Below are 24780 nucleotides of genomic sequence, written 5' to 3'. Positions count from 1 at the left end.
GACCGCCGGTACGACGGCATGCCGGCGGGCGTCAGCGGGTGCGGGGGGACTGCGCCTGGCTGCCCTTGTCGGCCTTGAGCTTGCGCCACACGGTTCCCAGCGCTTCCAGGTCCCGCTCGTCGAGGAGGTCGGTGAAGACCGGTGCCAGGGCCTCGCGCCGGGTGGCGTCGGCCTCGGCGAACACGGTACGTCCCGCCTCCGTGAGGGAGACCTCCACCGAGCGGGCGTCCCGCGCCGAGGGCGTACGGGTCACCAGGCCCCTGGTCTGGAGGGCGTCCACGACCCGGGAGACCTGGCTGCGGCTGAGCAGGGTGCTGTTCCCGAGGACGGAAGCGGGCACGGGCTCGGGGCTGGAAGCCAGCCACAGCATGACCTCGAACCAGGACACGGGGAGGTCGTGGGCCTTCACGAGGGCCCGGTCGACGCGGTCGGTCAGCACCGTGCCGGCCCAGACCAGCCCGTAGAACGCGTAGTCGGCCGCCGGCATCTCGGCCTCGGTGAGCTTCTTCGGCATGCCGGCAGTCTAGGGGTTGCGTGTACGCGCACATAATTTTATAGTGTGTGTGCACGCACATAAAAATCCTCCGTGAAAGGCTCCCGCCATGCCGACCCTCCCCACCGCCCCCGGCACCTCGCGCACCGTCCTGATCACCGGCACTTCCTCCGGCATCGGCCTGGCGGCGGCCGTCGCCGCCGCCCGGGCCGGATGGCGTACGGTCGCCACCCTGCGCGACACCGGCCGGGCCGACGCCCTGCGCAAGGCCGCCGCCGACGCGGGCGTGGAACTCGACATCCGGCAGCTCGACGTCGTCGACGAGAGCTCCGTCGCCGCCGCAGTGAACGGCGTGATCGCCGACTACGGCCGTCTGGACGCCGTCGTGAACAACGCCGGCGCCGGACACGTCGGCACCCTCGAGCTCGAATCCGTCGCGGACGTCCGCGAGGTCATGGAGGTCAACTTCTTCGGCGTGCTGAACGTCTCGAAGGCCGCACTGCCGCACCTGCGGGCCACCGGAGGCCGCCTGATCACGGTCACCAGCGTCGGCGGCGTCATCGGCCAGCCCTTCAACGAGGCCTACTGCGCCGCGAAGTTCGCCGTGGAGGGGTGCATGGAGAGCCTGGCCCCCGTCGCGGCCGCCGTGGGCGTGAGCGTGTCCGTCATCGAACCGGGCGCCGTGGCCACGGAGTTCGTCAACAACATCGGACTCGACATCGAAGGCAGGATCGCCGCCGCCGGCCCGTACGCCGACGCGCTGCGCCACTACGTCGAGCGTACGGTCGGCCAGTTCCTGGACGGCGCCCAGACCCCGGCGGGCGCGGCCGAGGCCGTCATGGAGGCGCTGACCGCCGACCGCCCCGCGTTCCGCATCCAGACCTCGCAGTGGGCCCGCGGGTTCACCGGGACCAAGCTGGCCGACCTGGACGGCTCGGCGGTCCTCGGCATGACCGGAGGCTGGGTCGCCTGACCGGCCGCGACCGCCACAGCGGCCGATCTGTGCTCCGCGCGGAACGGGGTCATCATGGCGGGAGGCCCGCGGGGCTCGGCGCGACCGCCGGACCTGCGCGCGGCGGCACGTCTGAGTCGGGAGGTGACTCGTACGCATGGACGAATCACGCAGGGCCTGGGTCATGCTCGGCGGCACCGTGGCCGTCATCCTCCTCAACCTCGTGGCCATCGTCCTGATGAACACCGTCGGACGGTGAGCGGCCCCTGTGACCTGCCCGTCCCGGCGTCCGGGCCTATCGTGGGAGGACCTCATGACCGGAACGGTCTCGCGCGGACAGGTGGATCGTGAACGGCCCCGGAATCGACTACGAGGCGGTATTCAACGCGCTGCCCGGCGCGGTAGCCCTGCTGACCACCGACCTGGTGTACGTGGACGCCAACGAGGTGTTCCTGTCCCTGTCGGGGCGCACCCGGGAGCAGGTGATCGGCCGCTACCTGTTCGACGTCTTCCCCGAAAACCCCGATGACCCGGACGCGACCGGGATGCGCAACCTGCAGGCCTCCCTGCGGCGGGTCCTGGCCACCGGGGAGCGCGACGTCATGGCCCCGCAGCGCTACGACGTCGAGGACCCCGACCGGCCCGGCGAGTGGGCGGAACGGTACTGGAGCCCCGTCAACAGCCCCGTCCGTGGCCCGGACGGGGCGGTGGCGCTGCTGCTGCACCGGGTGGAGGAGGTCACCGAACTCATCCGCGCAGGCGGCACCCCCATCGGCGACGACCGCGCCCAGGTCCTGGAAGCCGAGCTCGTCAGCCGCGCCCGGGAACTCCAGGAGGTCAACGAACGCCTGCGCGAGGCCAACGCCCGTGAACGCGAGGTCGCCCTGCACCTCCAGGAAGCGATGCTGCCCGCGCTGCGCCCGCTCGGCAGGCACCGGGCCGCCGTGCGCTACCGGCCGGCCACCGGATCCCTCAACGTGTGCGGCGACTGGTACGACCTGGTCGACCTGCCCGACCGCAACCGCACCGCCCTCGCCGTCGGTGACGTCGTCGGCCACGGACTGCGGGCCGCCGGTGTCATGGGCCAGCTCCGCAGCGCCCTGTCCGCCGCCTCCCACGTCGCCGCCGGCCCCGCGGAGGCCCTGGAAGTCCTCGGCCTCTACGCCCGCGCCGTCGAGGGCGCGGAGTCCACCACCGCCGTATCGGTCTTCATCGACTGGAGCAGCAACACCCTCACCTACAGCAGCGCCGGCCACCCCCCGCCCGCGCTCTGCCGCCCCGACGGCACGCTGACGTTTCTTGACCAGGCCACCGACCCGCCGCTCGGCGCCCGCCCCGAACACGCCGCCCGCCCCCAGGCCCAGACCGCCTTCACCGACGGTTCCGCCCTCGTCCTCTACACGGACGGACTCGTCGAACGCCGCCACGAGGACATCGACACCGGACTCCACAGGCTCGCCGACTCCCTCTCCCGCCACCGGGGGAGCGACCCCGAGGCCCTGGCCGACGCCCTCCTGGCCGACCTCATCCCGCCGGCCGGCGTCACCGACGACACCGCCCTGCTCATCCTCCGGCTGTGACGGCCGGCATTGTGCCAACGATCTTGGGCGGGCAGCATGGCCATCGGCGGGGCACCGCGCTCGTCAGGGACGCGCGGCGACCGGACTCGAAGGGGACACAGCATGATCCGGCTGGCGGACGGGCCCATGACCTGGGTGGCGACCGGGGACAGCATCACCCAGGCCGTACTGCACACCCACGGCGCCCGCGGCTGGGTCGAGCACCTGCACGAGCGGGTCCGGTGGCAGCTCGGCCGGCTCACCGACGTCGTGGTCAACACCGGCGTCTCCGCGTGGGGCGCGGCCGACGTGCTCGCGGCCCGTGACCACCTCATCGGCCGGTTCGAGCCCGACGTACTGTCCGTGTCGCTCGGCACCAACGACTGCCTCGCCGGGGAGGACGGACTGCCCCGTTTCCACGAGGCGATGCGTCGGATCATCGACGGGGCGAACCCCCGGACGCAGGTCGTCCTGCACACGCCGGCGCTGGTCAGCGCCTCGGGCCGGGAGCGGCGTGCGGCACTTCCCGCGTACTGCCGGGCCGTACGGGAGATCGCGCAGGACACCGGCGCCCTGCTCGTCGACCACGAGGCCCACTGGCTGGAGCACCACGGCACGAACGATCCGATCCCGTGGCTCGACGACCCGGCCCACCCCAACGCGGCCGGCCACCTCCAGATGGCGAACCACACCCTGCGCGTCATGGGCCTGGGCGAACTGGACCCGCTGTAGTTCAGGGACCGGCCGGCGGCGCCAGGTGGCTCGTGAACCAGGCGCGGGCGAGGCCGGCCACCTCGGCCAGTGCTCCCGGTTCCTCGAAGAGGTGGGTGGCGCCGGGCACTATGGCCAGCTGCTTCTCGCAGCGCAGCTCCGCCAGGGCCTGCCGGTTGAGGCCGAGCACCGTCGTGTCGCGGCCGCCCACGACGAGCAGGGTGGGCGCCCGTACGTCGGCGAGCAGGGGCCCGGCGAGGTCGGGGCGGCCGCCCCGGGACACGACGGCACCGACGTCGGCGTCGGCCGAGGCGGCGGCCCACAGCGCGGCCGCGGCTCCGGTGCTCGCCCCGAAGTAGCCGATGGGCCCGGACTCGCGCCGGCGCAGCCAGCGGGTGGCGTCCGTGAGCCTTCGGGCCAGGGTCTCGATGTCGAAGACGTTCGCCCGGTCCGCCTCCTCCGCCGGGGTGAGCAGGTCGAAGAGCAGGGTGCCCAGGCCCGCGTGGTTGAGGGCCCGCGCCACCGACCGGTTGCGCGGGCTGTGTCGGCTGCTGCCGGAGCCGTGGGCGAACACCACGACCGCCGGGGCGCCGGGAGGCAGGACGAGGTCGCCGGCCAGGGCGAGGCCGTCCGCGTCGACCGTCACCTCGGCGGACGAGGCGGACGCGGGAGACGGGGCGGACGGGACGGACGGGGCGGACGGGACGGACGGGGCGGACAGGGCGGGCGGGCCGGGCGGGGCGGATGCGGCCGGCTCGTCGGACGGGGCGGCCCGGGCCGCGCGCTCCGTCGCCGCATCGGCCTCGGCCAGCAGGGCGACGACCTCCTCGTCGGGGGTCTGGGTGAAGTCCTCGTACCACTCGCCGACCGCGCGGAACGCGTGCGGCGTGGACAGGCACACCACCTCGTCCGCCGCGGAACGCAGCCGCGACGCCGCGTCCGGCGGCGCCACCGGCGTGGCCAGCACCACCCGCGCCGCGCCCAGCGCCCGGACCACCTGACAGGCGGCCGCAGCCGTGGCGCCGGTCGCGATCCCGTCGTCCACGACGATCGCGGTGCGGCCCTCGAGCGGTATCCGCGGCCGGTCCCCGCGGAACCTGCGGGCCTGCCGTACGAGCTCCGCCTCCTCCGCGCGCTCGACCGCCGCGCGGTCCTCCGGCCCGACCCGGCCGAGGCGGACGATGTCCTCGCTGATGACCCGTACGCCCCCTTCGCCGATGGCGCCGAACCCCAGCTCGCGGTGATGGGGCACGCCGAGCTTGCGGACCACGACCACGTCCAGCGGGGCTCCGAGCGCCCGGGCTACTTGGAAGGCCACCGGGACCCCGCCGCGGGGCAGGCCCAGGACAACGGGATCCGCCCCCTCCAGGTGCCGCAGCGCGGCGGCGAGGCGCCGCCCCGCGTCAGCGCGATGGGCGAACAGCACGAGGGTTCACCCCCAGTCCAGGGGAGACGGAAACCGCGTACGCACCTACTTCGAACCAACGCCCTTCCCGGCCCGCGCGCAAGTCGGCGGAGCGGGCGGCGCGGGACCGCGTACGGGCCGGGCCCCGGCCGGGCCCGTCAGTGGGCGCCCCAGCCGCCGTCGAGGGGGATGGAGGCGCCGGTGAGGTAGCCGGTGTGCGGCCCGCAGAGCCATACGGCGACCGCCGCCACCTCCTCCGGCTCGATCAGCCGTTTGATCGCGGAGCGGCTGAGCAGCACGCCGCCGACGACCTCCTCGGGAGCAACCCCGTGGGCGGCGGCCTGGGCCGCGATCTGCCCCTCGACCAGTGGCGTACGGACGTAGCCGGGGCTGACGCAGTTGCTCGTCACCCCGTGCGGGGCGGCCTCCAGGGCGGTGACCTTGCTCAGCCCCTCCAGGCCGTGCTTGGCGGCGACGTACGCGGACTTGAACGGGCTGGCCCGCAGGCCGTGCACGCTGGAGATGTTCACCACGCGGCCCCAGCCGCCCGCGTACATGTGCGGAAGGCACTGCCGCAGGAGCAGGAACGGCGCGGTGACCATCACCCGCTGGATCAGCTCGAACCGCTCGGGCGGGAACTCCTCGATCGCCGCCACGTGCTGGAGCCCGGCGCTGTTGACGAGGACGTCCACCTCGCGGGGGAGCCCGCGCACCGCCCCGGCGTCCGTGAGGTCCACCTCATGGGCCCGGCCGCCGGTGGCCCGGGCGACCTCGTCGGCCGCCGCTCCGTCGCGGTCGACCACGTGTACGAGGGCCCCGGCGTCGGCCAGTGCCCTCGCGCAGGCCCGCCCGATGCCGCTGCCGCCGCCGGTCACGAGGGCCGTGCGTCCCGTGAGGTCCACCCCGTGGGCACCGCGGGGGAGGGCGGCGGGAACTGCGTGAAGTTCGCTCGTCATGGCCGCAAACGCTAGGGACAGCCGGGCCGGCGGCCCATGTGCGCGGGCACCACAGTCCCCGGTGGCCTTGTGGCGTGGTCCGCCATGTTCAGGGCTGGGCGCGCTCGGACGGGGGCACTCCCGCGGCCGCCCGAATGCAGGAGGGGCGGGCCCACCCTTTCGAGGGAACCGGCCCGCATTGGCCGATCGGGAAGGGATTTCGTGCCGAAGAGAAGATACGGCCCCGTTGGGGACGCGCGGCGCACAGGCGCCGTTCTGGAGCAACTAGGAGACTTCCCATGTCCCGTGTTCTGAAGAGTGCTGGTCTGGCCCTGGCCGTCGCCATGGCGATCGCCGGCGGCGCGTCGGCGGCGTCCGCCGACGCCAAGGCCGAGGGTGTGGCGATCGGCTCCCCGGGCGTTCTCTCGGGCAACGTGATTCAGGTCCCCATCCACATTCCGATCAACGTCTGCGGCAACAGCATCAACGTGATCGGTCTGCTGAACCCGACCGCCGGCAACGTCTGCATCAACGACTGACCTGTGGGACGACCGTGGGGCGGGGGTCTTCGGACCCCCGCCCCACGGCACTTCATCGGTTCAGCGGAAGTCAGGAACCCGACCGGTCCTGCTTCTCGGCCCGCTCAGCCTTCTTCTCCTTGATGCGGACCGTCTCCTTGCGGACCTCGGCCTGGGTGGCGCGCTCCCGCTGGAGCCACTCGGGGAGCTCGTTCTTCAGCGCCTCGATCTGCTCCGTGGTGAGGGGCTCGGTGACCCCGCCGCGGGCCAGACCCGCGATGGAGACGCCCAGCTTCGCCGCGACCACCGGGCGCGGGTGCGGGCCGTTGCGTCGCAGTTCCTGGAGCCACTGGGGCGGGTCGGCCTGCAGCGCGGCCAGCTCGGTGCGCGAGACGACACCCTCCTGGAACTCGGCGGGGGTGGCCTCGAGGTACACACCCAGTTTCTTCGCCGCGGTCGCGGGCTTCATGGTCTGGGTGTTCTGGTGCGACGTCATGGGGTCAAGGGTATCGAGCATGTGCGCTACCTCCGACCACGACCGGTAACCTGGCGGAGTGACAGGCTCGGAAACAACCCCTTCGTTCCGGCTCGCGTATGTCCCGGGAGTGACGCCCACCAAGTGGGTGCGGATCTGGAACGAGCGGCTGCCCGACATCCCCCTGACCCTCGTGGCGGCCCCCGCCGCCGAGGCCTTCGGCGTGCTGCGGGGCGGCGCTGCCGACGCGGGATTCGTACGCCTGCCCGTCGACCGGGAAGACCTCAGCGCGATCCCCCTCTACACCGAGACGACCGTGGTCGTGATCCCGAAGGATCACCTCGTGGCGGCCGTCGAGGAGGTGTCCGCCGAGGACCTGGCCGACGAGATCGTGCTGCACCCCCTCGACGACACCCTGGACTGGGAGCGCCCGCCGGGCCGGCCCGCGATGGAGCGCCCCGCCACGACGGAGGACGCCATCGAACTGGTGGCGGCCGGGGTGGGCGTGCTCGTCGTCCCGCAGTCGCTTGCCCGCCTGTACCACCGCAGGGACCTCACCTACCGGCCCGTCTCGGGCGTCCCGGAATCGCGGGTCGCACTGTCCTGGCCGCAGGAGGAGACCACCGACCTGGTGGAGGAGTTCATCGGGATCGTCCGCGGGCGGACCGTCAACAGCACCCGGGGCCGGCCCCCGACCCCGCCGCAGCCCAAGCGCAAGCGCCCCGAGGCGGGCGGCGCGCAGCGCAAGCCCGGATCCGGCAAGACGGCCGGCTCGGGCAAGTCCGCCGGCTCCGGCAAGGGCTCGCGCGGCGGCTCGGGCGGTTCCGGCGGCGCCAAGGGCGTCAAGGGTGCCAAGCGCGGCAAGCCGCGCCGCCGCCCGTAGCCACCGCAGGCACCCGCCACGGCCCGCCGTCCCCAGCAGGGGGCGGCGGGCCGTCGTCGTTCCCGCCTCCGCCTCCGCCTCCGCCTCCGCCTCCGCGTCCCGTCGTTCCGTCGTCCCCGGCGGAGCCGTGGTGTCCGGCGGGGGAGTGAGGTACAGAAAACTTGACATGGTGTTGCGACTCCTTGACACTCACGGTGTCAGGTCTGTTTGACATGGGGAGTCGGAGTGGCAGCAGAAGAAAAACGCGCCTGGATCATGCTCGTGGTCGCCATCGCCTCGTACGCCACGTACCTGGGCGTGGTCCTCGGGCGGCCCGCGGGCGTGCCGCTGGCCGAGGCGCCGTACGTGGCCGCCCTGCTGTGGACCGTAGGAGCGTCGATCGCCGCGTCGATCGTGCTCCACATCCTCGTGACGGCCTTCTCGCCCGAGGGCGAGACCACCAAGGACCAGCGCGACCGGGAGATCCACCGGTTCGGCGAGTACATCGGGCAGTCGTTCGTGGTGGTCGGAGGCGTGGCCGGGCTCGCCCTGGCGATGGCCGAGGCCGCCCCGTTCTGGATCGCGAACGCGATCTACCTGGCCTTCGTGCTGTCCGCGGTCCTCGGATCCGTGGCGAAACTCGTCGCCTACCGCTTCGGGTTCCACCCGTGGTGAGGTCGACGCGGGTCACCAACACCATCCGGGCCCTGCGTTTCGCCCACGACGAGATGACCCAGGCCGAACTCGCCCGCCGGATCGGCGTCAGCCGCCAGACCGTCATCGCCATCGAGCAGGGCCGCTACTCGCCCACCCTGGAGATGGCCTTCCAGATCGCCCGGGTGTTCGCCGTACCGCTCGACCGCGTGTTCCAGTACCCCGAGACCGAGGGAGACACACCATGAGAGCCGTAGTCCACGACGTGTACGGACCGCCCGACGTGATGCGCGTGGAGGAGGTCGAGCGGCCGGTCCCGGGGAAGGGCGAGGTGCTCGTACGGGTCCACGCGGCCGCCGTCGACCAGGGCGTCTGGCATCTCCTGGAGGGGCGTCCGTACGCGATCCGGGCCGCGGGCTTCGGGCTGCGCGCGCCCAAGGACCGGGTGCGCGGAATGGACCTCGCGGGCCGGGTGGAGGCCGTGGGGCCCGGGGCAGGCCGCTTCCGCCCGGGTGACGAGGTGTACGGGGCGGGCAACGGATCCTTCGCCGAGTACGCCTGCGCCAAGGAGGACCAGCTCGCGCTGAAGCCGCGCAACCTGGACTTCGAAGCGGCGGCTGCCGTCCCGGTGTCCGCCTGCACCGCCCTGAAGGCCCTCGGCGGCGCCGGGGGAGTCACGGCCGGGCAGAGCGTCCTCGTCATCGGCGCGTCGGGCGGCGTGGGCAGCTACGCCGTACAGCTGGCCAAGGCCTTCGGGGCCCGCGTCACCGGCGTGTGCGGCACGGCCAAGACGGACCTGGTCCGCTCCCTCGGCGCCGACGAGGTCATCGACTACACCCGCGAGGACCCCGTAGACGGCAGCCGCCGCCACGACCTCGTCCTCGACATAGCCGGCAACCGCCCCCTCGGCGCCCTCCGCCGAGCCCTCACCCCCCGCGGCACCCTCGTCATCGTCGGCGGTGAGGGCGGAGGCAGGTGGATCGGGGGCAACGACCGCCAGCTGCGCGCGATGCTGCTGTCGCCGTTCGTCGGTCAGCGGCTGCGCGCGCTGGCCGCCGGGGTGCCCCACGACGACCTCAAGGTCCTCGCGGAACTCATCGAGGCAGGCTCGATGACCCCCGCGATCGACCGCAGCTACCCGCTGGAGGAAGTCCCCGACGCCATCCGCTACCTGAGGGACGGTCACGTGCGCGGCAAGCTCGTCATCCGCGTGGAGACCGCCCCGCGCTGACGGCAGGGCACCAAGGAGTGGTCAGGATGCCTCCGGCGCCACCGCGAGGGAATGCAGGTAGCGCATGAGCGTCATCAGGACGTCACGGCTGGAGTCGCGGCGCCTGGCGTCGCACAGCACCAGCGGCACGGAGGCCGGCAGGTCCAGGGCGGCGCGCAGTTCGTCCAGCGGGTACTCGGGCGCCGCGGGGAAGGAGTTGACGGCGACCACGAAGGGCACCCCCCGCTCCTCCAGCCGGCCGATCACGTCGAAGCTGACCTCCAGCCGACGGGTGTCGACCAGCACCACGGCTCCCAGCGCGCCCTCGAACAGGCCGTGCCACAGGAACCAGAAGCGCTGCTGGCCCGGCGTGCCGAAGAGGTAGAGCACCAACTCCTCGTTGATGCTGATCCGGCCGAAGTCCATGGCCACGGTGGTGGAGCTCTTGCGCTCCACGCCCGCCGTGTCGTCGACACCGACCCCGGCCTGGGTCATCGTCTCCTCAGTGGTCAGCGGCCGGATCTCGCTCACCGATCCGACCAGGGTCGTCTTGCCGACCCCGAAGCCGCCCACGATCACCACCTTGACCGCGGCGGCGGCCGTGGCCGGCAATACGTCCTCGCGCCGCGGCCCCGCGGGAGGGTCAGAGCTTTCGAAGTCCATCGATCACTGCCTCAATCAATGCCAGGTCCGGTAGTTGGGCGAGGGCGACCGGTGCGCGGGAGAGCACGTGGTCGGCGGCGAGCAGGTCACCGAGGAGTACGGTGACCACGCTCACCGGCAGGGCGAGGTACGCGGAGATCTCCGCCACCGAGAGCGGCGACTGGCACATGCGCATGATCGCCGCGTGCTCCGGCTGCATCCCGGGCCTGGGCCCCGACCTGGCGATGATCAGCGTCACCAGGTCGAGGGTGGTCGTGGTTAACGGTCCGCTGCGGCCGCCCGTGATGACGTACAGCCGCTCGGGAGTGCCGTCCTCCCAGCGGGGGCCGGGGTCACTCACGCGGTCTGCCCGTCGCGGCGCGGCGGGCTGCTGAGGTGCTCTCCGATCCGCGCCACCAGGTCCCGCATGCGCTGGCCCATCAGCCCGGCGTCGACCCCTTCGTCGGCCAGGACCGCGAGATAGGCGCCGGCGCCCGCTGCCATCAGGTAGAAGAAGCCGCCGTCCATCTCGATGACGACCAGCCGCATCCGGCCCTTGCTGTTGGGGAGCTCGGAGGCGACCGCGCCCGCGAGGCTCTGGAGTCCGGCGCAGGCGGCGGCGAGCCGGTCGGCCGTGTCGGTCTCCGCACCGTACTGGGCCATGCGCAGGCCGTCGGCGGAGAGCACGATCACGTGTCGGGTCTGCGGAACGCTCTCTGCCAGGTCCTTGAGCATCCAGTCCATATTGGTCTGCAGCTGACTCATGGCTGTTCCCCCTTGCTCGCCGAGTTCGGCGAGGCGTCACTGTTCTGGCTTGCTGCGGTCCTCCCCGGACCGGTCTGACTGTCCCCGGAGAGGCCGCTCTGGAAGGCGGCCAGCCACATGCCTGGCTCCACCTGGGGTTCGGGCTCGGCCTCCGGCCGGGCCGGGGCCGCGGCGGCGGACCACTCGGCGGCGGCCGGCTCGGCCGGAGCCGCGGCGCGGACCTTGCGGCGCCGCTGAGGCAGTCCGTTCGACGTCCGCTCGGTCACGGCGGGAAGGTCGTCGGAGCCGTGGTCGGCCACCGGGATCCGAGGGCCGGTGGGCGGGCGCGGGATCCGCGGGTCGACGGGCTGTACGGGGGGCTGCGCCGCCGGCAGCGCGGCGGTACGGGCCTCACCCGGCCCGGCGGCCGGTTCAACGGCCGCGCGGGGCCCGGACGAGGTGCCGATGCCGTGGGCCACGCCCGTCGCGGCGGAGACGGTGGTGATCAGGTCCTGAGGGATGACGAGGACGGCGCGCACGCCTCCGTACGCCGAAGAGCGCAGCGAGACCTGGAAGTTGTAGGCCTGCGAGAGCCGGCCGACCACGGCGAGGCCCAGTCGCGGGGTCTCGCCCAGGTCCGTGAGGTCGATGCCCTGCTGCGCCTGGCGCAGCATGCGCTCGGCCCGCTTGCGGGCCTCCTCGCTCATGCTCAGACCGCCGTCCTCGATCTCGACCGCGATGCCGGAGTTCACGTCGACGGCGGTCAGGTGGACCTTGGTCTGCGGCGGGGAGTAGCGGGTGGCGTTGTCGAGCAGCTCGGCCAGCGCGTGGATGAGCGGTTCGACGGCCGGGCCGACGACCGCGACCTGGGAGACCGAGTGCAGCTCCACGCGCTGGTAGTCGATGATCCGGGACATCGCACCGCGCAGCACGCTGTACAGCGGCACGGCCTTGTTCCACTGGCGGCCGGGCCGCGCGCCGCCGAGTACGGCGATGGAGTCGGCGAGGCGGCCGATGAGCGCGGTGCCGTGGTCGAGCCGGAGCAGATCGCCGAAGACGGCCGGGGTCTGGCCGTGCCGGTCCTCCATCTCCCGCAGCTCCGTGGCCTGCTGGTGCACGATGGCCTGGACGCGGCGGGCGATGTTCACGAAGGCGCGCTGCGCCGAGTCGCGCAGGTCCTCCTCCGCGACCACGGCTTCGAGCACGGAGCGCAGTACCGCCTGGTGCGCGGCCATGAACTCGGGCGTCAGACCTGCCTGGTAGGAGCCCGTGTCCTCCAGCGAGGTGAGCACGTCCTCGGGGAACTCGCCCTTGCGCAGCCGTGCCACGACATCGGGCAGCAGCGTGTCGGCCAGTCGTACGGTCTCGGCCTGCTGCCGTGACAGCGCCGCGTCCTGCGCGGCGACCGTCGCCCGCAGCGCCGCCATCGCCTTGCCGCGCCGGGCGGCCTCACCACAGGAGAGCGCGACCGCGACGAAGGCGACCGCGCCGATCCAGGCCACGGCAGTGCGCGCGGACGACGACACCAGTGCCACGGCGACCGCTGTGACCGCCGCGGTCAGCAGAGCGGGCAGCGCCCATGCGACAGGTGAGGTGGGCCCTGTACTACCGGGCGACGATCCCTCTCGAACCATCAGAACCCTCAAACGATCGAAAGCGAAAGATCATTGGACAACAGCCCGGGATCTTATCGGTTCTGTGTACGGGTCTTGACAACAGGTCATGATGCGGACGGGCCAGTTCAGTTGCGGTCGCGAAACCTGTCCGAAAACAGCGGGCGCCTGAGGTTCCCGGACGGCGGCCCCGAGCGGCCGCCCGCGCCGGGAGACCTGCCGGACGTCCGGCCGGGACCCGCGGCCCGGACCGGCGGGTTCCGCCGTGGCGGCCCCGCCGGATTCGGCTGATTCCCTCCGGGTGCCGGACCCTCCGTCGGCGCCGGTGACCCGGGTCCGGCTTGCGCGGAAGACCCGCATTCAAGGATGTGGTCCATACCAACCCCTTGACGGGGAATTTGTTCACTTCTTAAATCACGTAGTGAACTAAGCGTCCCAGGACTGCGCTTGCCACACCCCTGCCCGATCCCTGCTCATGGAAGGGAGAGTCATGAACCTCCCCCGCTTACCCCGGCGCCTGCTCCTGTCCCTCGCCTCGGTCCTCGCCCTCGCGTCCCTGTCCACCGGCCTGGCCCAGGGCGGCACCCCGGCCGTGCAGCTCCCCGCACCCGCGGCCGCGGCGGCCGCCGTCACCTTCTCCGACGAGTTCGACGGACCCGCGGGCTCGGCCGTCGACGCGGGCAAGTGGCAGACCGAGACCGGCGACAACGTCAACAACCACGAGCGGCAGTACTACACCGCGGGCAACCGCAACGCCGCCCTCGACGGCCAGGGCCACCTGGTCGTCACCGCCCGTCGCGAGAACCCGGGCAACTACCAGTGCTGGTACGGGCGCTGCGAGTACACCTCCGCCCGGCTGAACACGGCCGGGCGGTTCACCACGACGTACGGCCGCGTCGAGACCCGGATGAAGATCCCGCGCGGCCAGGGCATGTGGCCCGCGTTCTGGATGCTCGGCGACGACATCGGCCAGGTCGGATGGCCCGCCTCGGGCGAGATCGACGTCATGGAGAACGTGGGCTTCGAGCCCTCCACGGTCCACGGCACCCTCCACGGGCCCGGGTACTCCGGCTCGGGCGGCATCGGCGCCGGCTACACCCTGCCGGGAGGTCAGGCCTTCGCCGACGCCTTCCACACCTTCGCCGTCGACTGGAGCCCGAACGCGATCACCTGGTCCGTGGACGGCACCGTGTACCAGCGGCGCACCCCCGCCGACCTCGGTGGCCGCCAGTGGGTCTTCGACAAGCCCTTCTTCCTGATCCTCAACCTCGCGGTCGGCGGCTACTGGCCCGGGGACCCCGACGGCAGTACGGCCTTCCCCCAGCAGCTCCTCGTCGACTACGTCCGGGTCACCACCGGCGGCGGTCAGCCGGGCGCCGGCCCCATCACCGGACTCGGCGGCAAGTGCGTGGACGTCGCCGGAGCCGGCACCGCCGACGGAACTCCCGTACAGCTCTACGACTGCAACGCAACTGCTGCCCAGCAGTGGAGCATCGGCGCCGACGGCACCGTCCGCGCGCTCGGCAAATGCCTGGACGTGACCTCGGGCGGCACGGCCGACGGCACCCCCGTCCAGCTCTGGGACTGCAACGGGACCCCTGCCCAGCAGTGGTCCTTCCCGGCGGCCCGGGACGTGGTCAACCCGCGGGCGGACAAGTGCCTCGACGCCACGGGCGGCAGCTCGGCGAACGGCACCCGGCTCCAGATCTGGACCTGCACCGGAGCCCCGCAGCAGAAGTGGACGTCGTCGGCCGCCCGGACCCCCTGACCGCGACCCACCCATCCCCACACCCCCGCACCCCCCACCAAGCCCGCTGCCGCAAGGCAAGCAGGAAACTCCCGGCTTCAGCCGGGAGAGCACTTCAACAGAACGAGATGCCCTACGATCCACCGAACCGGGCGGCCTGGATGAACGGCTCCACCCGGGCCACGCGGCGTACAAGGTCGCGGGCCACGTGACCAGCCACCAGGCCTACGGTCTCGGCAGCTACTGCTTCTTCGACGTCAACAGCAGTGTGACCGCCGAGCGGGCCTTCGAGGCCCCCAACAATCCGAACGTGCGCTTCCGGAACATGGTGACCGTCTCGCTCGGCGGTACGGGCACCATCCGGCACGTGATCAACGACCGGGGCGGGCCCTCCGACGCGGCCACCAACGTGGCCAACCTGGCGAGCTGCCCCTGACGTTGCCGTAGTCGCCGGTCCCAAGTGCCGGGCCGCTCCGCCACGCGCGGGCGGCCCGGCACCGTGCGTCGGGCCGCTCGAGAACCACTTGAGGACCACTTGAGAACGGCTTGAGAACCGCTTGAGAAACGCTGAGCACCCCTGAAACCCTGCGTCCGGTGCGGTCCCACCGCGGCGCCGGTCCCGCCCGCCCCCGCCAGGGCCCTGGCCTGCGAACTCCCCCGGGAGATAACAGGGGTCTGTGCGGGATGGGCGGGCTATGGGGGGAGACGGTGAACATCTTCGCAAATGGTCCCGGTTAGGCCCTTTCGGCTCGTCTCGGCATTCGGATAAGGGCTTGCACCGCAACAGAGCAAATGATCTTCTGTTCCGCGTAGTCCATGGGAAGCTCCGCATTTCGAGAACTCCGGAAATAGAAATCCGGAGTTCCGGTGCGTAGCGGGGGAGACGGCGGGGGCCATGAACACGTGAACACGGATGCTGCACGCGCTCGACCACGGCAGAGCGGCCGTCGTCGGGTCTCTTTGCGCTCCGTCCCGAGACGTCACCGGCGCGTCGTCGTGAATTTCACGAACCCGCAACACATTGCCGCGGCTCCCGATGGGACACGTTCCGCCCGAGTTGAGAGGGTGGGCCGTCCGTCACGCTTACGAGGGGTAAGTCTTGCGTTTCCTACATGATCTGCTCGAGAAACAATGCAAAGTGGAGGCGACCCGTCCCGCGCTCACGGCCGGAGGTGTCACCTGGAGTTACGGGGAACTTCGCAGTCGGGCAATGAACCTGGCCGAACGCCTTTCGGGCTTCGGCGTGGTCAGGGGAGACCGAGTCGTCATCCACGCCCCGAACGGCCCGGGAACGGTGGCCGCGCTCTTCGCCTGCTCCTACGCGGGCGCCGTCGCGGTGGTCCTCAACCCCCGCGTCCGGCCCTTCCACCTCGACCACATCGCGGCGGACTGCGCTCCCGCGCTGGCCCTCGTCGTGCCCGAGCTGACCGGCGCCCACACCGGCACCGGGGTGCGGACCGTCGTCCTGGAAGCGGACCTGTGGGAAGCGGGCCCGGCCCTCGCGGCGGCCCCGTCGACGCCCGCCTCGCGCCCCGAAGGCGAGCCCGCCGACGGCGACCGCTCCGAGGACGACCTCGCCTGCCTGATCTACACCTCCGGCAGTACCGGCATGCCCAAGGCGGTGATGTCCCCCCACCGGCAGATGGCCTTCGCGATCGACGCGATCGGCCAGGTGCTCGGCTACGCGGCGGACGACACGGTCTTCTCCTGCACGCCGCTCTCCTTCGACTACGGCCTCTACCAGGTGTTCCTCTCCCTGGCGGCGGGCGCGCACCTGGTCCTGGACGGCGACGCCTCGGCCGGGCCCGCGCTGTTGCGCAGGCTGGAGGAGACCGAGGCCACGGTCTTCCCGCTCGTCCCCGCGCTGGCGGCGACCCTGGTGCGGCTGGCCGCCCGGGCCGGCGCGCACCGGCTGAAGCTGCGGCTCGTGACCAACACCGGCGCCGCGCTCGGCGAGTCCCACATCTCCTCGCTGCGCGCCGCCATCCCTGGACTGCGCGTCGCCCCCATGTACGGGCTGACCGAGTGCAAGCGGGTGTCGATCCTGGAACCCGAGAACGTGGACGCGCGGCCCGGGTCGGTGGGGCGCCCGCTGCCGGGCACCAGCTGCGCGGTCGTGGACGAGGAGGGCCGGGTGCTCCCGCCCGGCAGCGGCGGCGAACTGGTGGTCTCCGGTCCGCACGTGATGCCCGGCTACTGGAACGCGCCCGAGCTCACCGGGATCCGGTTCCGCCCCGGCCCGGACGGGCGGCACGCCCTGTACACCGGCGACCAGTGCCGTATGGACGAGGACGGATACATCTACTTCCTCGGCCGGGACGACGACGTCTACAAGCGGAAGGGATTCCGCGTCAGCACCATGGAGATAGAACAGGCCGCGCTGGATATTTCCGGAGTCGATCAGGCGGCGGCGCTCTCACCCGTCGGTGACGGTCCCGCGCATCTGTTCGTCAGTGGTGAAGTGAACGTTCCGGAAATTCTCGCCGGACTCAGGGACCGTCTCGAACCGCATAAGATTCCCGAAGTGTGCGAGGTTCTCGAGACGCTTCCGCTGACTCCCCACGGGAAGATCGACAAGGCGGCCCTGGGTTCACTGACTTCTGCGGGGACACGATGACAGAGAGCATTCCGCTTTCCGCGGCGATATCGCCGCACGATGCCGCAATCGCGTACGGAACGCCGCTCTACCTCTACGACCTCGATGTGGTGGCGCAATCCCATGCGGGCCTGGTGGCGGCGCTGCCGCAGGGCGCGGTCATTCACTATTCGCTCAAGGCGAATCCGCACCCCGCGGTCGCGGGCGTACTGGCGGGTCTCGGGTGCCGTGCCGAGGTCAGTTCCACCGGAGAACTCGATTCCGCTTTGGCGGCCGGCTTTGCGGCAGCAGACATCACGTACAGCGGGCCCGCGAAGACGGCACCGGAAATCGGACAGGCGCTGCGCGCCGGCGTCACCCGGTTCTCCGTGGAGTCCGTGCGCGACCTGGAGACCCTGGTCGCCGTGGCGCACGACGGCCGGCAGCACGGGACGGGCGAGGCGGCCGAGATCGAGTGCCTGCTGCGCATCAACGCCGACCGCCCGGTGCCCGGCATGGGACTGGCCATGGCGGGCGTGAGCACCAAGTTCGGCGTGGACTTCGCCCAAGTGCTCCGCTCCCCGGAGGCGTTCAAGGACACCGGCCGCGTCCGGATCACGGGCCTGCACCTCTACATGGGCACCAACCTGCCCACCGAGGACGTACTGCTCGGCCAGTTCGACGCCGCCCTCGCCATGTGCGGGGAGCTGGCCGAGGCCCTCGGCCGGGAGTTCCGCGAACTGGACCTCGGCGGCGGCTTCGGCACCCCCTACGCCGCCCCCGGTGAGCGGCCCGAGTTCCCCGGCCTGCGCGCGGGACTCGAGAAGCTCCTGGACGAGCACGTGCCCTCCTGGCGCGACGGCGGCCCCGCCATCTCCTTCGAGTCCGGCCGCTACCTCGTCGGCTCCTGCGGCACCTTGGTGACCTCGGTCGTCGAGGTGAAGGAGTCGAAGGGCCAGCAGTACGCCCTGCTCGACAGCGGCATCCACCACCTCGGCGGGCTCGCCGGACTGCGCCGGCTGCCCCCGCTGCGCCCGCGCGTCCTGCGGCTGCCCGGCAGCGAGGGCGCCGAGAGCACGGAGCCGACCGGCCGGACCGTGAACCTGGTCGGTCCGCTGTGCACCCCGCTGGACCAGTGGGGCAGCCCCTCCGACCTTCCCGAACTGCACGCCGGCGACCTGCTGGCCGTGCCCAACACAGGTGCGTACGGACTGACAGCCAGCCTGGTGGGCTTCCTCAGCTATCCCGCACCCGTCGAGGTGGTCACGGGCGGCGGACGCCCCACCACCGCCTCGCGCGCTGTCTTCACCCGTATCCCTGTCGAGAGGACCTGACACCATGACCACTCCTGATCCCGAGCTCGTCGCCGTGCTCCGCCGCCACCTGCCGGAGCTGACCGAGGAGACGCCCATCACGGAGGACTCGTCCCTCGCGGAACTCGGCCTCGACTCGATGCGGGCCGTGGACGTCCTCTTCGACATCGAGGACACCTTCGGAGTGAGCCTGCCCGACGCGGCGCTCCAGCCCGACACCTTCAACAGCCTCGCCGGACTGCGCGCTGCCCTGGAGCAGGCGCGGGACGGGGTCTCCGCGTGAGCGCCCCGAGCGCGCAGGCGCAGGCCCTGTCCACCGCCACCCCGACCGAGCTGGCCCGCGGGCTGTTCGCCGTACTGCGGGAGACCGCCGCGGAGGCCGACGAGAACGCGTCCTTCCCCGTCGAGGCGCTCGACGCGCTGCGCGCCTCGGGCCTCATGGGCCTGTCCGTTCCCGTGGAGTACGGCGGCCTGGGCGGCTCGCTCGCCGACATGGCGGCCGTCGCCCAGGAACTCGGCCGGGGCTCCCTGTCCGCCGCCCTGATCTGGGCCATGCACTGCCAGCAGGTCGTCACCCTCGCCGAGTACGCCACCCCCGGCCTCAAGAGCCGGCTGCTGCCCCGGATCGCCCGTGGGGAGGTCTACGTGGCCTCCGTGACCTCGGAGGCCGGCAAGGGAGGCCACCTGACCTCGGCCGCGGCCGCCCTCGGCCGGGAGACCGACGACCTGCTGATCCACCGCGAGGCCCCGATCGTCACCGGCGGGGCCCAGGCCGACGGCTTCCTCATCACGATGCGGGACGCCGCCGACGCCTCCTCGAACGCGGTCACCCTGGTCTACGCCGACCGGGAGCAGCTGGAGACCACCCAGCGCGACGGCTGGAACCCCATGGGCATGCGCGCCACGCACAGCGTGGCCATGACCCTGCACGGGACCGTGCCCGCCGACCAGCAGGTCGGCGCGGCCGGCGGGTTCGCGGACATCTCCGGCGCGGTCTTCGCCCCCGCCGCCCACATCGGCTGGTCGGCGAGCTGGCTCGGCGCCGTGTGCGGGGTGCTGCGCGACGCGCTGACCATGCTGCGCGACCCGGCCAGGCGCCGGGACTTCAACCTCCGCTCCGAGCTGGTGCTGGACCGGATCGCCCGGATCCGGCTGGACGTGGACGCCGTGGACGCCTTCCTCGGCACGGTCGTGCGGGAGATCGAGGAACTCCGGCGCGACGGCGGCGACATCGGCGCGGCCCCCGTCCAACTGCGGCTCAACGGGCTCAAGGTGTTCGCCTCGGAGACCCTCATGGACGCCGCCGACCGCCTGATGGACCTGCTGGGCCTGCGCCACGGATACATGCGCAGCTCCGCCATCCCCATGGAACGGCTGTTCCGCGACATCAAGTCGGCGCGGCTCAACTACTCCAACGACCGGCTCACCACGGCCAACGGCACCCTGACGCTCCTCGATCCCGAGGTGCGCCTTGTCTGACGGTGTGGTGCACACGTCCGTGCGCCTCGGAGACGCCGAGGTGCACGCGCTCCTCGGCGCAATTCCCCGCGACCCGGACCTGTCGCTGCTCACCTCCACCGAGCTGGCGGCCGCCGGACGCATGACCCCGGCCCGGCGCGCGGAGTTCGCCTTCGGGCGGAGCCTGCTCCGGCGCGCCGCCGCCCTGGTGCTCCAGCGGCCCCTCCGCGAGCTGACGCCCGCGGAGGACACCGACGGCGGGCCCCCGAGGTTCGCCCAGGCACCGGCCCTGGGCACCAGCGTGTCGCACAGCGGCGGCATGGCCGCGGTCGCGGTCTGCATGGGCAGCAGCGTCGGCATCGACATCGAGCCGGTGACCGGGCCGAAGGCGGCTACGCTGCGCCGCTGGGCCTCGCTCCCCTCCTACCGGGGCCTCGCCGAACTCGACGGGACCGAGCAGGCGCGCCGCTTCACCCGTACCTGGACCGTTCAGGAGGCCTGCGCGAAGGCGGTCGGCGCGGGACTCTCGGCCCGGCCGTGGCAGATCCCCGTCGACGCCGTGAAGGACCGGGGCGCCTGGGGGACCGTGCGGTGGATGAGGCTGGACAGCCGCCAGGACCTCGCGCTCGCCGTGGCCACGGCACCCGCCGGAGCGCACGACCGGGAGTACGCATGGTGACCGAGGCCCGGCCGGAGGTACCGGCCGTCGACGGCGAACTGCTCTCCTGCTACGGGGCGGCGCTCGCGGCGTACCTCGACGCCACCGGTCGTGACTGGCTGTCCGTCCTCGGGAGTTCCTGCCCCCTGGACACGCGGGCCGAGGGGGAGGGCGTACACGCCTTCCGCCACCTGCCCGCCGGACTGCGCGCCGCCGGGGGACCGCTCCCGCTGGTCCGTCGCGGTGCCTCGGGCGAGGACGAGGCGCTGGCCGGCATCGCGGAGGAGTACGCGGCCGCCGGAGCGGTGGTCGTCGTGGGCGACTCCTTCAACCTGCCCTGGCTCACCGCGCACGGGAAGCGGCACGCACCGCACTGGTTCGTGGTCGACGGGTACGAGGACGGCCGCTGGCACCTGCGCGACGCCTTCCGGGCCACCGACGACCTCGGCGACCAGACCTCCTGGAGCGGCTGGGCCGACGACGGCCGACTGCGCGCCTGGAGCCGCCGGGTACCGGAGCTCACCCTCCCGTTCCTGCTCCAGGAGCGGCACGCCTTCGGGGACGAGGACGACAGCGCCCTGCACGCCGGCCACCAGTGGTTCGCCGTACGGGGCCCCTCGGACCTCGAACCGGCACCCGACGCCCGCCCGGAGAGCTGGCGGTCCGGCCCGGACGCCCTGCTCGCGCTCGCCGGCCACTTCGAGCGGTACGGCGGGCACGAGGACGGATACGCGCAGGCGGACGAGATCTGGACCGCCGCCCGCCAGCGCGCGCTGTACCTGCGGTACGTGACCTGGCAGGGCAGGACCGGCCAGGCCCCGGACGAAGGCACCGTGGAGCGGCTCTCCGCCCTGGTGGCCGACTGGGCGCGCCTGCCCATGATGATCCGCTTCGCGCGCCTGTCGCTGGGACGGCCCGGCGGCGCGCGCACCCGACCGCTGGTGGCGGCCCTGCGACAGCTGGCCGCGGACGAGAGCGCAGCCCTGGCGCCCGGCGCTGCCCTGGACAACTGACCACTTTCCGGTTCATCCCGTACGAGAGGACAACCATGCCGAACACCGGTATCGACCAGCAGCTCCCGGAGCTCATCATCCGCCACCTCGCCGAGGCCGCCGGTCTCGAACCGGACCCGGCCGTCGCGCTCTCCGCGGAGATCGGCTCCGAGGAACTGCCCGTCGGATCCATGGCCTACGTGCAGGGCCTCATCGCCGTGGAGGACGAACTGGGCGTGGCCTTCGCGGACAAGCTGTTCGCCGAGGTCCGCAAGGCGACCCTCGGCGATGTCGTCACCTACGCGCAGAGCGCCGTCGCGGCCGCCAAGGGAGCCTGACCATGGCCAGCATCCCCACCACCTGGTACAACATCATCCCCGATCTGCCCGAGCCGATCGCTCCGGACCTGCCCGCTCCGGGCGGCCGCCCCGGGCTCAACCCGCAGATCCCGACCGGTCTCGTCCGCCAGGAGCTCAGCAAGGCGAGCGACATCGCCATCCCCGCCGAGGTCCTGGAGCACTACCGGGCGTTCCGGCCCACTCCGCTGCGCCGGGCCGAGAAGCTGGAGCGCGAGCTCGGCGTCAGCGCCCGCATCTACTACAAGTACGAGGGCGGCAACGTCAGCGGCAGCCACAAGCTGAACAGCGCCCTCGCGCAGGCCTTCTACTACAAGCAGGCGGGAGCCAAGCGCCTGGTGACCGCCACCGGCGCGGGCCAGTGGGGCACCGCGCTGGCGGCGGCCTGCCGGGCCTTCGGTCTCGAATGCCACGTCTACATGGTCGGCAACAGCTACCAGGCCAAGCCCTACCGGCGCGTGGTCATGGAGATGCTGGGCGCCACCGTGGTCCCCAGCCCCACCCCCGGCACGGACGCGGGGCGCGAGGCGCTCGCCGAGAACCCGGGGACGGGCGGCAGCCTCGCCATCGCCATGGCGGAGGCGCTGGAGGACGCGCGGCGCGACAGCGGCAGCCGCTTCGCCACCGGCAGCGGTGAGTCGTACTCCCTCCTGCACCAGACCGTCATCGGCCTGGAGGCGCAGGAGCAGATGGCCGCGTACGGCGAGCAGCCCGACGTGGTCATCGCGAGCCTGGGCGCCGGCAGCAACTTCGGCGGCCTGGCCGGTCCCTTCCTGCGCGACAAGCTGCGCGGCGGCGAGGGCCCCCGGTGCATCGCCGTGGAGCCGACCGCCTGCCCGAAGCTGACGCGCGGCGTCTACCGCTACGACTTCACCGACTCCTCGCGCGCCACCCCGCTGCAGAAGATGTACACCCTGGGACACGCCTTCTCCCCGGCGGCCATCCACGCCGGCGGACTGCGCTACCACGGCACGGCGAAGATCGTCAGCTCGCTGTACTCCACGGGCACCATCGAGTCCGTCGCCTACGGCCAGAACGAAGTCCTCGCCAGCGGCCTGGAGTTCGCCCGGGCCGAGGGCATCATCCCGGCGCCCGAGTCCTCCCACGCCGTGCACGCCGCCATCGTCGAGGCCCGGAAGGCCACCGCCGAGGGCGCCGAGCCGGTCATCCTGCTCTGCCTGAGCGGGCACGGCCAGTTCGACCTCGCGGCGTACGACGCCCACCTCCAGGGAACGCTCGACGACAGCGGCCTGTCCACGGAAGAACTGGCCGTTTCGCTGAGCAGCCTGCCCGAGCAGCCGGAGACACCCGCACATGTCCACTGACGCGAAGGACGCCACCGCCACCACGGGCCGGGCCGCGGGGGGCCTGAACCACCCCCTGCCGCCCCTGCTGATCACGATGGCGCTGTGGGGCAGCGGTTTCGTGGTCTCGAAGATCGTCGTGGAGGACATACCCCACAGCGTGGCCGCGGCCGTCCGGTTCGGTTCGGGAGCCGTCGTCCTGCTGCTGATCCTGCCGCTGCTCCTGCCCGGCAAGGCGGGCATCAGCAAGGCCGACATCCGGCCGCTGGCCATCGCGGGCTTCCTGGGCGTCTTCGTGTACAACGCCGTCCTGTTCTTCGGCCTCACCTATGCGCCGGCCGTGGACGGCGCGATCATCGTGCCCATCCTGAGCCCCATCCTCACCACGGCCGCCGCGCTGCTGCTGCGCTGGGAGAAGGCCCAGTGGCACCGGGTGGCGGGGCTCACCGTCGGCGCGGCGGGGGCGGTGCTGTTCTTCTTCGGCGTCGCCGAGTCCGGCGGCGGCCGGGACCGCCTGCTGGGCGAGCTGGCCTATGTGGTCGCGGCCGTGGGCTGGGCCGCCTACACCATGATCGGCAAGCGCATCCTGGTGCAGATCGAGCCGGTCAGGGCCACGGCCTACTCCATGGCCTTCGGCTCGCTCATGCTGGCCGCCCTCGCCGTCCCGGACGTGGGCGACGTGGACTGGGGCGGCCTCTCGGGCGGCTTCTGGTGGACGATGGCCTTCCTGGTGCTCGGCCCCACGGCGATCGCGTACGCGCTGTTCTACCGCGGCGTGCGCCAGGTCGGCCCCACGACCGCGTCGGTGCTGATGTTCCTGGTCCCCGTCTCCGGCACGGTGCTGTCCTTCGTGCTCCTGGACGAGTCCATCGGCACGGGCCAGCTGATCGGCTCCCTGTTCATGCTCGTGGGCGCCGTACTGGCCGTGGCCGGACCGAAGCTGCTCCGGCGCAGGGCCGCGCCGTGACCGGCCCCGACCGTGAGGTCTCACAGAGGGAGCGAATATGAACAGGCACGCGGCACCTCCGGTCGACGACGCCGCCTTCCGGGACGCGATGGCGTCCTTCCCCTGCGCCGTGACCGTGGTCACGGCCTACGACGGCACGCGCGCGCACGGTACGACCGTCAGTGCGGTGGCCTCGCTGTCCCGCAACCCGCCTCTGGTGATGGTCGCCCTCGCGGAGGACTCCGAGCTGCTGGGGATCATCCGCAAGGCCGGCCGGTTCGGGGTCAACGTCCTGGCCGACGGCCAGGAGGACTGGGCCCGCGCATTCGCCGGGAAGGGGCGCGACAAGGGGGCCGGGATCCCGCTGAGCGACCACGGGGGAGTGCCGAGGCTCCCCGGCGTCCCGGCCTGGATGGCCTGCGAGGTGGCCGCCCTGACGCCGGGCGGGGACCACGTCATCGTGCAGGGGGCGGTGCAGTACGCGGTCTCGGAACCGCACCCCCCGCTCGTCTACCACCAGCGGACCTTCGCCACCTGCGTGGAGTCCGCACTGCACCCGGCCGGATCCGGTCGCTGACCTGGCCGCTGACCTGGCCGGAACGGCCGTCGTCGTGATCACGCCGACCGCCGTTCCGGCCCGTTGCGCGGGGCCGGGCAG

At 72.4% G+C, this 24780-nt stretch carries 27 protein-coding genes and 1 pseudogene; 20 read left to right on the top strand and 8 right to left on the bottom strand.

Annotated elements, in window-relative coordinates; genetic code table 11:
* Nucleotides 1–31: 31 nt before the first annotated feature.
* Nucleotides 32–514 (bottom strand): MarR family winged helix-turn-helix transcriptional regulator, encoded by a 483-nt coding sequence (locus AB0D94_RS16545; RefSeq protein WP_362051808.1) that lies wholly within the window; start codon nt 512–514, stop codon nt 32–34.
* Nucleotides 515–602: 88 nt separating this feature from the next.
* Here AB0D94_RS16545 and AB0D94_RS16540 point away from each other — a divergent pair, with 88 nt between their 5' ends.
* The 3 genes from AB0D94_RS16540 to AB0D94_RS16530 all read left to right on the top strand — a co-directional run bounded on the left by AB0D94_RS16540 (nt 603) and on the right by AB0D94_RS16530 (nt 3736).
* Nucleotides 603–1466 (top strand): SDR family NAD(P)-dependent oxidoreductase, encoded by an 864-nt coding sequence (locus AB0D94_RS16540; RefSeq protein WP_362051806.1) that lies wholly within the window; start codon nt 603–605, stop codon nt 1464–1466.
* 326 nt (nt 1467–1792) lie between these two features.
* Nucleotides 1793–3025, top strand: a complete 1233-nt coding sequence (locus AB0D94_RS16535) for a SpoIIE family protein phosphatase (RefSeq protein ID WP_362051804.1) — start codon at nt 1793–1795, stop codon at nt 3023–3025.
* A 102-nt stretch (nt 3026–3127) separates the two neighbouring features.
* Nucleotides 3128–3736 carry an SGNH/GDSL hydrolase family protein gene (locus tag AB0D94_RS16530; RefSeq protein ID WP_362051802.1) on the top strand — a complete coding sequence of 203 codons (609 nt, stop codon included), beginning with the start codon at nt 3128–3130 and terminating at the stop codon, nt 3734–3736.
* Nucleotide 3737: 1 nt separating this feature from the next.
* On the opposite strand, the gene AB0D94_RS16525 is transcribed toward AB0D94_RS16530, so the two are convergent.
* Entirely contained in the window at nt 3738–5141 is a 1404-nt protein-coding gene (locus AB0D94_RS16525) for an alpha/beta fold hydrolase (protein ID WP_362051800.1), read from the bottom strand.
* A 137-nt stretch (nt 5142–5278) separates the two neighbouring features.
* Entirely contained in the window at nt 5279–6076 is a 798-nt protein-coding gene (locus tag AB0D94_RS16520; RefSeq protein WP_362051798.1) for a 3-hydroxybutyrate dehydrogenase, read from the bottom strand.
* 278 nt (nt 6077–6354) lie between these two features.
* On the opposite strand from AB0D94_RS16520, the gene AB0D94_RS16515 reads away from it, so the two are divergent.
* Complete coding sequence (locus AB0D94_RS16515) at nt 6355–6594, top strand: chaplin (protein WP_362051796.1); 240 nt, start codon at nt 6355–6357, stop codon at nt 6592–6594.
* A 70-nt stretch (nt 6595–6664) separates the two neighbouring features.
* Here AB0D94_RS16515 and AB0D94_RS16510 read toward each other — a convergent pair whose 3' ends face one another.
* Nucleotides 6665–7090, bottom strand: coding sequence for a DUF5997 family protein (locus AB0D94_RS16510; RefSeq protein WP_362051794.1), 426 nt, complete (start codon nt 7088–7090; stop codon nt 6665–6667).
* Between the two features lie 37 nt (nt 7091–7127).
* Between AB0D94_RS16510 and AB0D94_RS16505 the strand changes: the two genes are divergently transcribed.
* The 4 genes from AB0D94_RS16505 to AB0D94_RS16490 all read left to right on the top strand — a co-directional run bounded on the left by AB0D94_RS16505 (nt 7128) and on the right by AB0D94_RS16490 (nt 9795).
* Entirely contained in the window at nt 7128–7931 is an 804-nt protein-coding gene (locus AB0D94_RS16505; protein WP_362051792.1) for a LysR substrate-binding domain-containing protein, read from the top strand.
* 225 nt (nt 7932–8156) lie between these two features.
* Nucleotides 8157–8585 carry a hypothetical protein gene (locus tag AB0D94_RS16500; protein ID WP_362051790.1) on the top strand — a complete coding sequence of 143 codons (429 nt, stop codon included), beginning with the start codon at nt 8157–8159 and terminating at the stop codon, nt 8583–8585.
* Nucleotides 8586–8608: 23 nt separating this feature from the next.
* Nucleotides 8609–8812, top strand: a complete 204-nt coding sequence (locus AB0D94_RS16495; RefSeq protein ID WP_323181836.1) for a helix-turn-helix transcriptional regulator — start codon at nt 8609–8611, stop codon at nt 8810–8812.
* A complete protein-coding gene (locus AB0D94_RS16490; protein ID WP_362051788.1) occupies nt 8809–9795 on the top strand; it encodes an NAD(P)-dependent alcohol dehydrogenase in 987 nt (328 codons plus the stop codon). The genes AB0D94_RS16495 and AB0D94_RS16490 overlap by 4 nt, the downstream gene beginning before the upstream one ends.
* Before the next feature lie 21 nt (nt 9796–9816).
* Here AB0D94_RS16490 and AB0D94_RS16485 read toward each other — a convergent pair whose 3' ends face one another.
* The 4 genes from AB0D94_RS16485 to AB0D94_RS16470 are packed head-to-tail and all read right to left on the bottom strand — an operon-like array spanning nt 9817 to nt 12794.
* A complete protein-coding gene (locus AB0D94_RS16485; RefSeq protein ID WP_362051786.1) occupies nt 9817–10437 on the bottom strand; it encodes an ATP/GTP-binding protein in 621 nt (206 codons plus the stop codon).
* Nucleotides 10418–10777: a DUF742 domain-containing protein gene (locus AB0D94_RS16480; RefSeq protein ID WP_362051785.1), complete on the bottom strand. Its 360-nt coding sequence runs from the start codon at nt 10775–10777 to the stop codon at nt 10418–10420. The genes AB0D94_RS16485 and AB0D94_RS16480 overlap by 20 nt, the downstream gene beginning before the upstream one ends.
* Entirely contained in the window at nt 10774–11181 is a 408-nt protein-coding gene (locus tag AB0D94_RS16475; RefSeq protein ID WP_266938209.1) for a roadblock/LC7 domain-containing protein, read from the bottom strand. The genes AB0D94_RS16480 and AB0D94_RS16475 overlap by 4 nt, the downstream gene beginning before the upstream one ends.
* Nucleotides 11178–12794 (bottom strand): ATP-binding protein, encoded by a 1617-nt coding sequence (locus tag AB0D94_RS16470; RefSeq protein ID WP_362051782.1) that lies wholly within the window; start codon nt 12792–12794, stop codon nt 11178–11180. Before AB0D94_RS16470 ends, AB0D94_RS16475 begins: the two co-directional genes overlap by 4 nt.
* Nucleotides 12795–13263: 469 nt before the next feature.
* Between AB0D94_RS16470 and AB0D94_RS16465 the strand changes: the two genes are divergently transcribed.
* The 12 genes and pseudogenes from AB0D94_RS16465 to AB0D94_RS16410 all read left to right on the top strand — a co-directional run bounded on the left by AB0D94_RS16465 (nt 13264) and on the right by AB0D94_RS16410 (nt 24699).
* A complete protein-coding gene (locus AB0D94_RS16465) occupies nt 13264–14541 on the top strand; it encodes a family 16 glycosylhydrolase (protein WP_362051780.1) in 1278 nt (425 codons plus the stop codon).
* 98 nt (nt 14542–14639) lie between these two features.
* A pseudogene (locus tag AB0D94_RS16460) lies at nt 14640–14956 on the top strand (coagulation factor 5/8 type domain-containing protein); the annotation flags it as partial.
* A 663-nt stretch (nt 14957–15619) separates the two neighbouring features.
* Nucleotides 15620–17137 carry a class I adenylate-forming enzyme family protein gene (locus AB0D94_RS16455; RefSeq protein WP_362051778.1) on the top strand — a complete coding sequence of 506 codons (1518 nt, stop codon included), beginning with the start codon at nt 15620–15622 and terminating at the stop codon, nt 17135–17137.
* A complete protein-coding gene (locus tag AB0D94_RS16450) occupies nt 17134–18429 on the top strand; it encodes a type III PLP-dependent enzyme (RefSeq protein ID WP_362051776.1) in 1296 nt (431 codons plus the stop codon). Before AB0D94_RS16455 ends, AB0D94_RS16450 begins: the two co-directional genes overlap by 4 nt.
* A gap of 4 nt (nt 18430–18433) precedes the next feature.
* Nucleotides 18434–18691: a phosphopantetheine-binding protein gene (locus AB0D94_RS16445; protein ID WP_266938215.1), complete on the top strand. Its 258-nt coding sequence runs from the start codon at nt 18434–18436 to the stop codon at nt 18689–18691.
* Complete coding sequence (locus AB0D94_RS16440) at nt 18688–19887, top strand: acyl-CoA dehydrogenase family protein (RefSeq protein ID WP_362051774.1); 1200 nt, start codon at nt 18688–18690, stop codon at nt 19885–19887. Before AB0D94_RS16445 ends, AB0D94_RS16440 begins: the two co-directional genes overlap by 4 nt.
* 19 nt (nt 19888–19906) lie before the next feature.
* Complete coding sequence (locus tag AB0D94_RS16435; RefSeq protein WP_362051772.1) at nt 19907–20545, top strand: 4'-phosphopantetheinyl transferase superfamily protein; 639 nt, start codon at nt 19907–19909, stop codon at nt 20543–20545.
* The gene (locus AB0D94_RS16430; protein ID WP_362051770.1) at nt 20539–21537 is read left to right on the top strand and encodes a hypothetical protein; all 999 of its coding nucleotides are present in this window, start codon (nt 20539–20541) and stop codon (nt 21535–21537) included. The genes AB0D94_RS16435 and AB0D94_RS16430 overlap by 7 nt, the downstream gene beginning before the upstream one ends.
* 35 nt (nt 21538–21572) lie before the next feature.
* A complete protein-coding gene (locus AB0D94_RS16425) occupies nt 21573–21854 on the top strand; it encodes a hypothetical protein (protein ID WP_362051768.1) in 282 nt (93 codons plus the stop codon).
* Between the two features lie 2 nt (nt 21855–21856).
* Nucleotides 21857–23197 carry a TrpB-like pyridoxal phosphate-dependent enzyme gene (locus tag AB0D94_RS16420; protein ID WP_362051766.1) on the top strand — a complete coding sequence of 447 codons (1341 nt, stop codon included), beginning with the start codon at nt 21857–21859 and terminating at the stop codon, nt 23195–23197.
* A complete protein-coding gene (locus AB0D94_RS16415) occupies nt 23187–24143 on the top strand; it encodes a DMT family transporter (RefSeq protein WP_362051764.1) in 957 nt (318 codons plus the stop codon). Before AB0D94_RS16420 ends, AB0D94_RS16415 begins: the two co-directional genes overlap by 11 nt.
* Before the next feature lie 37 nt (nt 24144–24180).
* Nucleotides 24181–24699, top strand: a complete 519-nt coding sequence (locus AB0D94_RS16410) for a flavin reductase family protein (protein ID WP_362051762.1) — start codon at nt 24181–24183, stop codon at nt 24697–24699.
* The last annotated feature ends 81 nt before the right edge of the window (nt 24700–24780 follow it).

Origin of the sequence: Streptomyces sp. NPDC048255, assembly GCF_040652415.1 — a bacterium.
Classification (GTDB): Bacteria; Actinomycetota; Actinomycetes; order Streptomycetales; family Streptomycetaceae; genus Streptomyces.
This window is presented reverse-complemented; position numbering and strand designations above follow the sequence as displayed.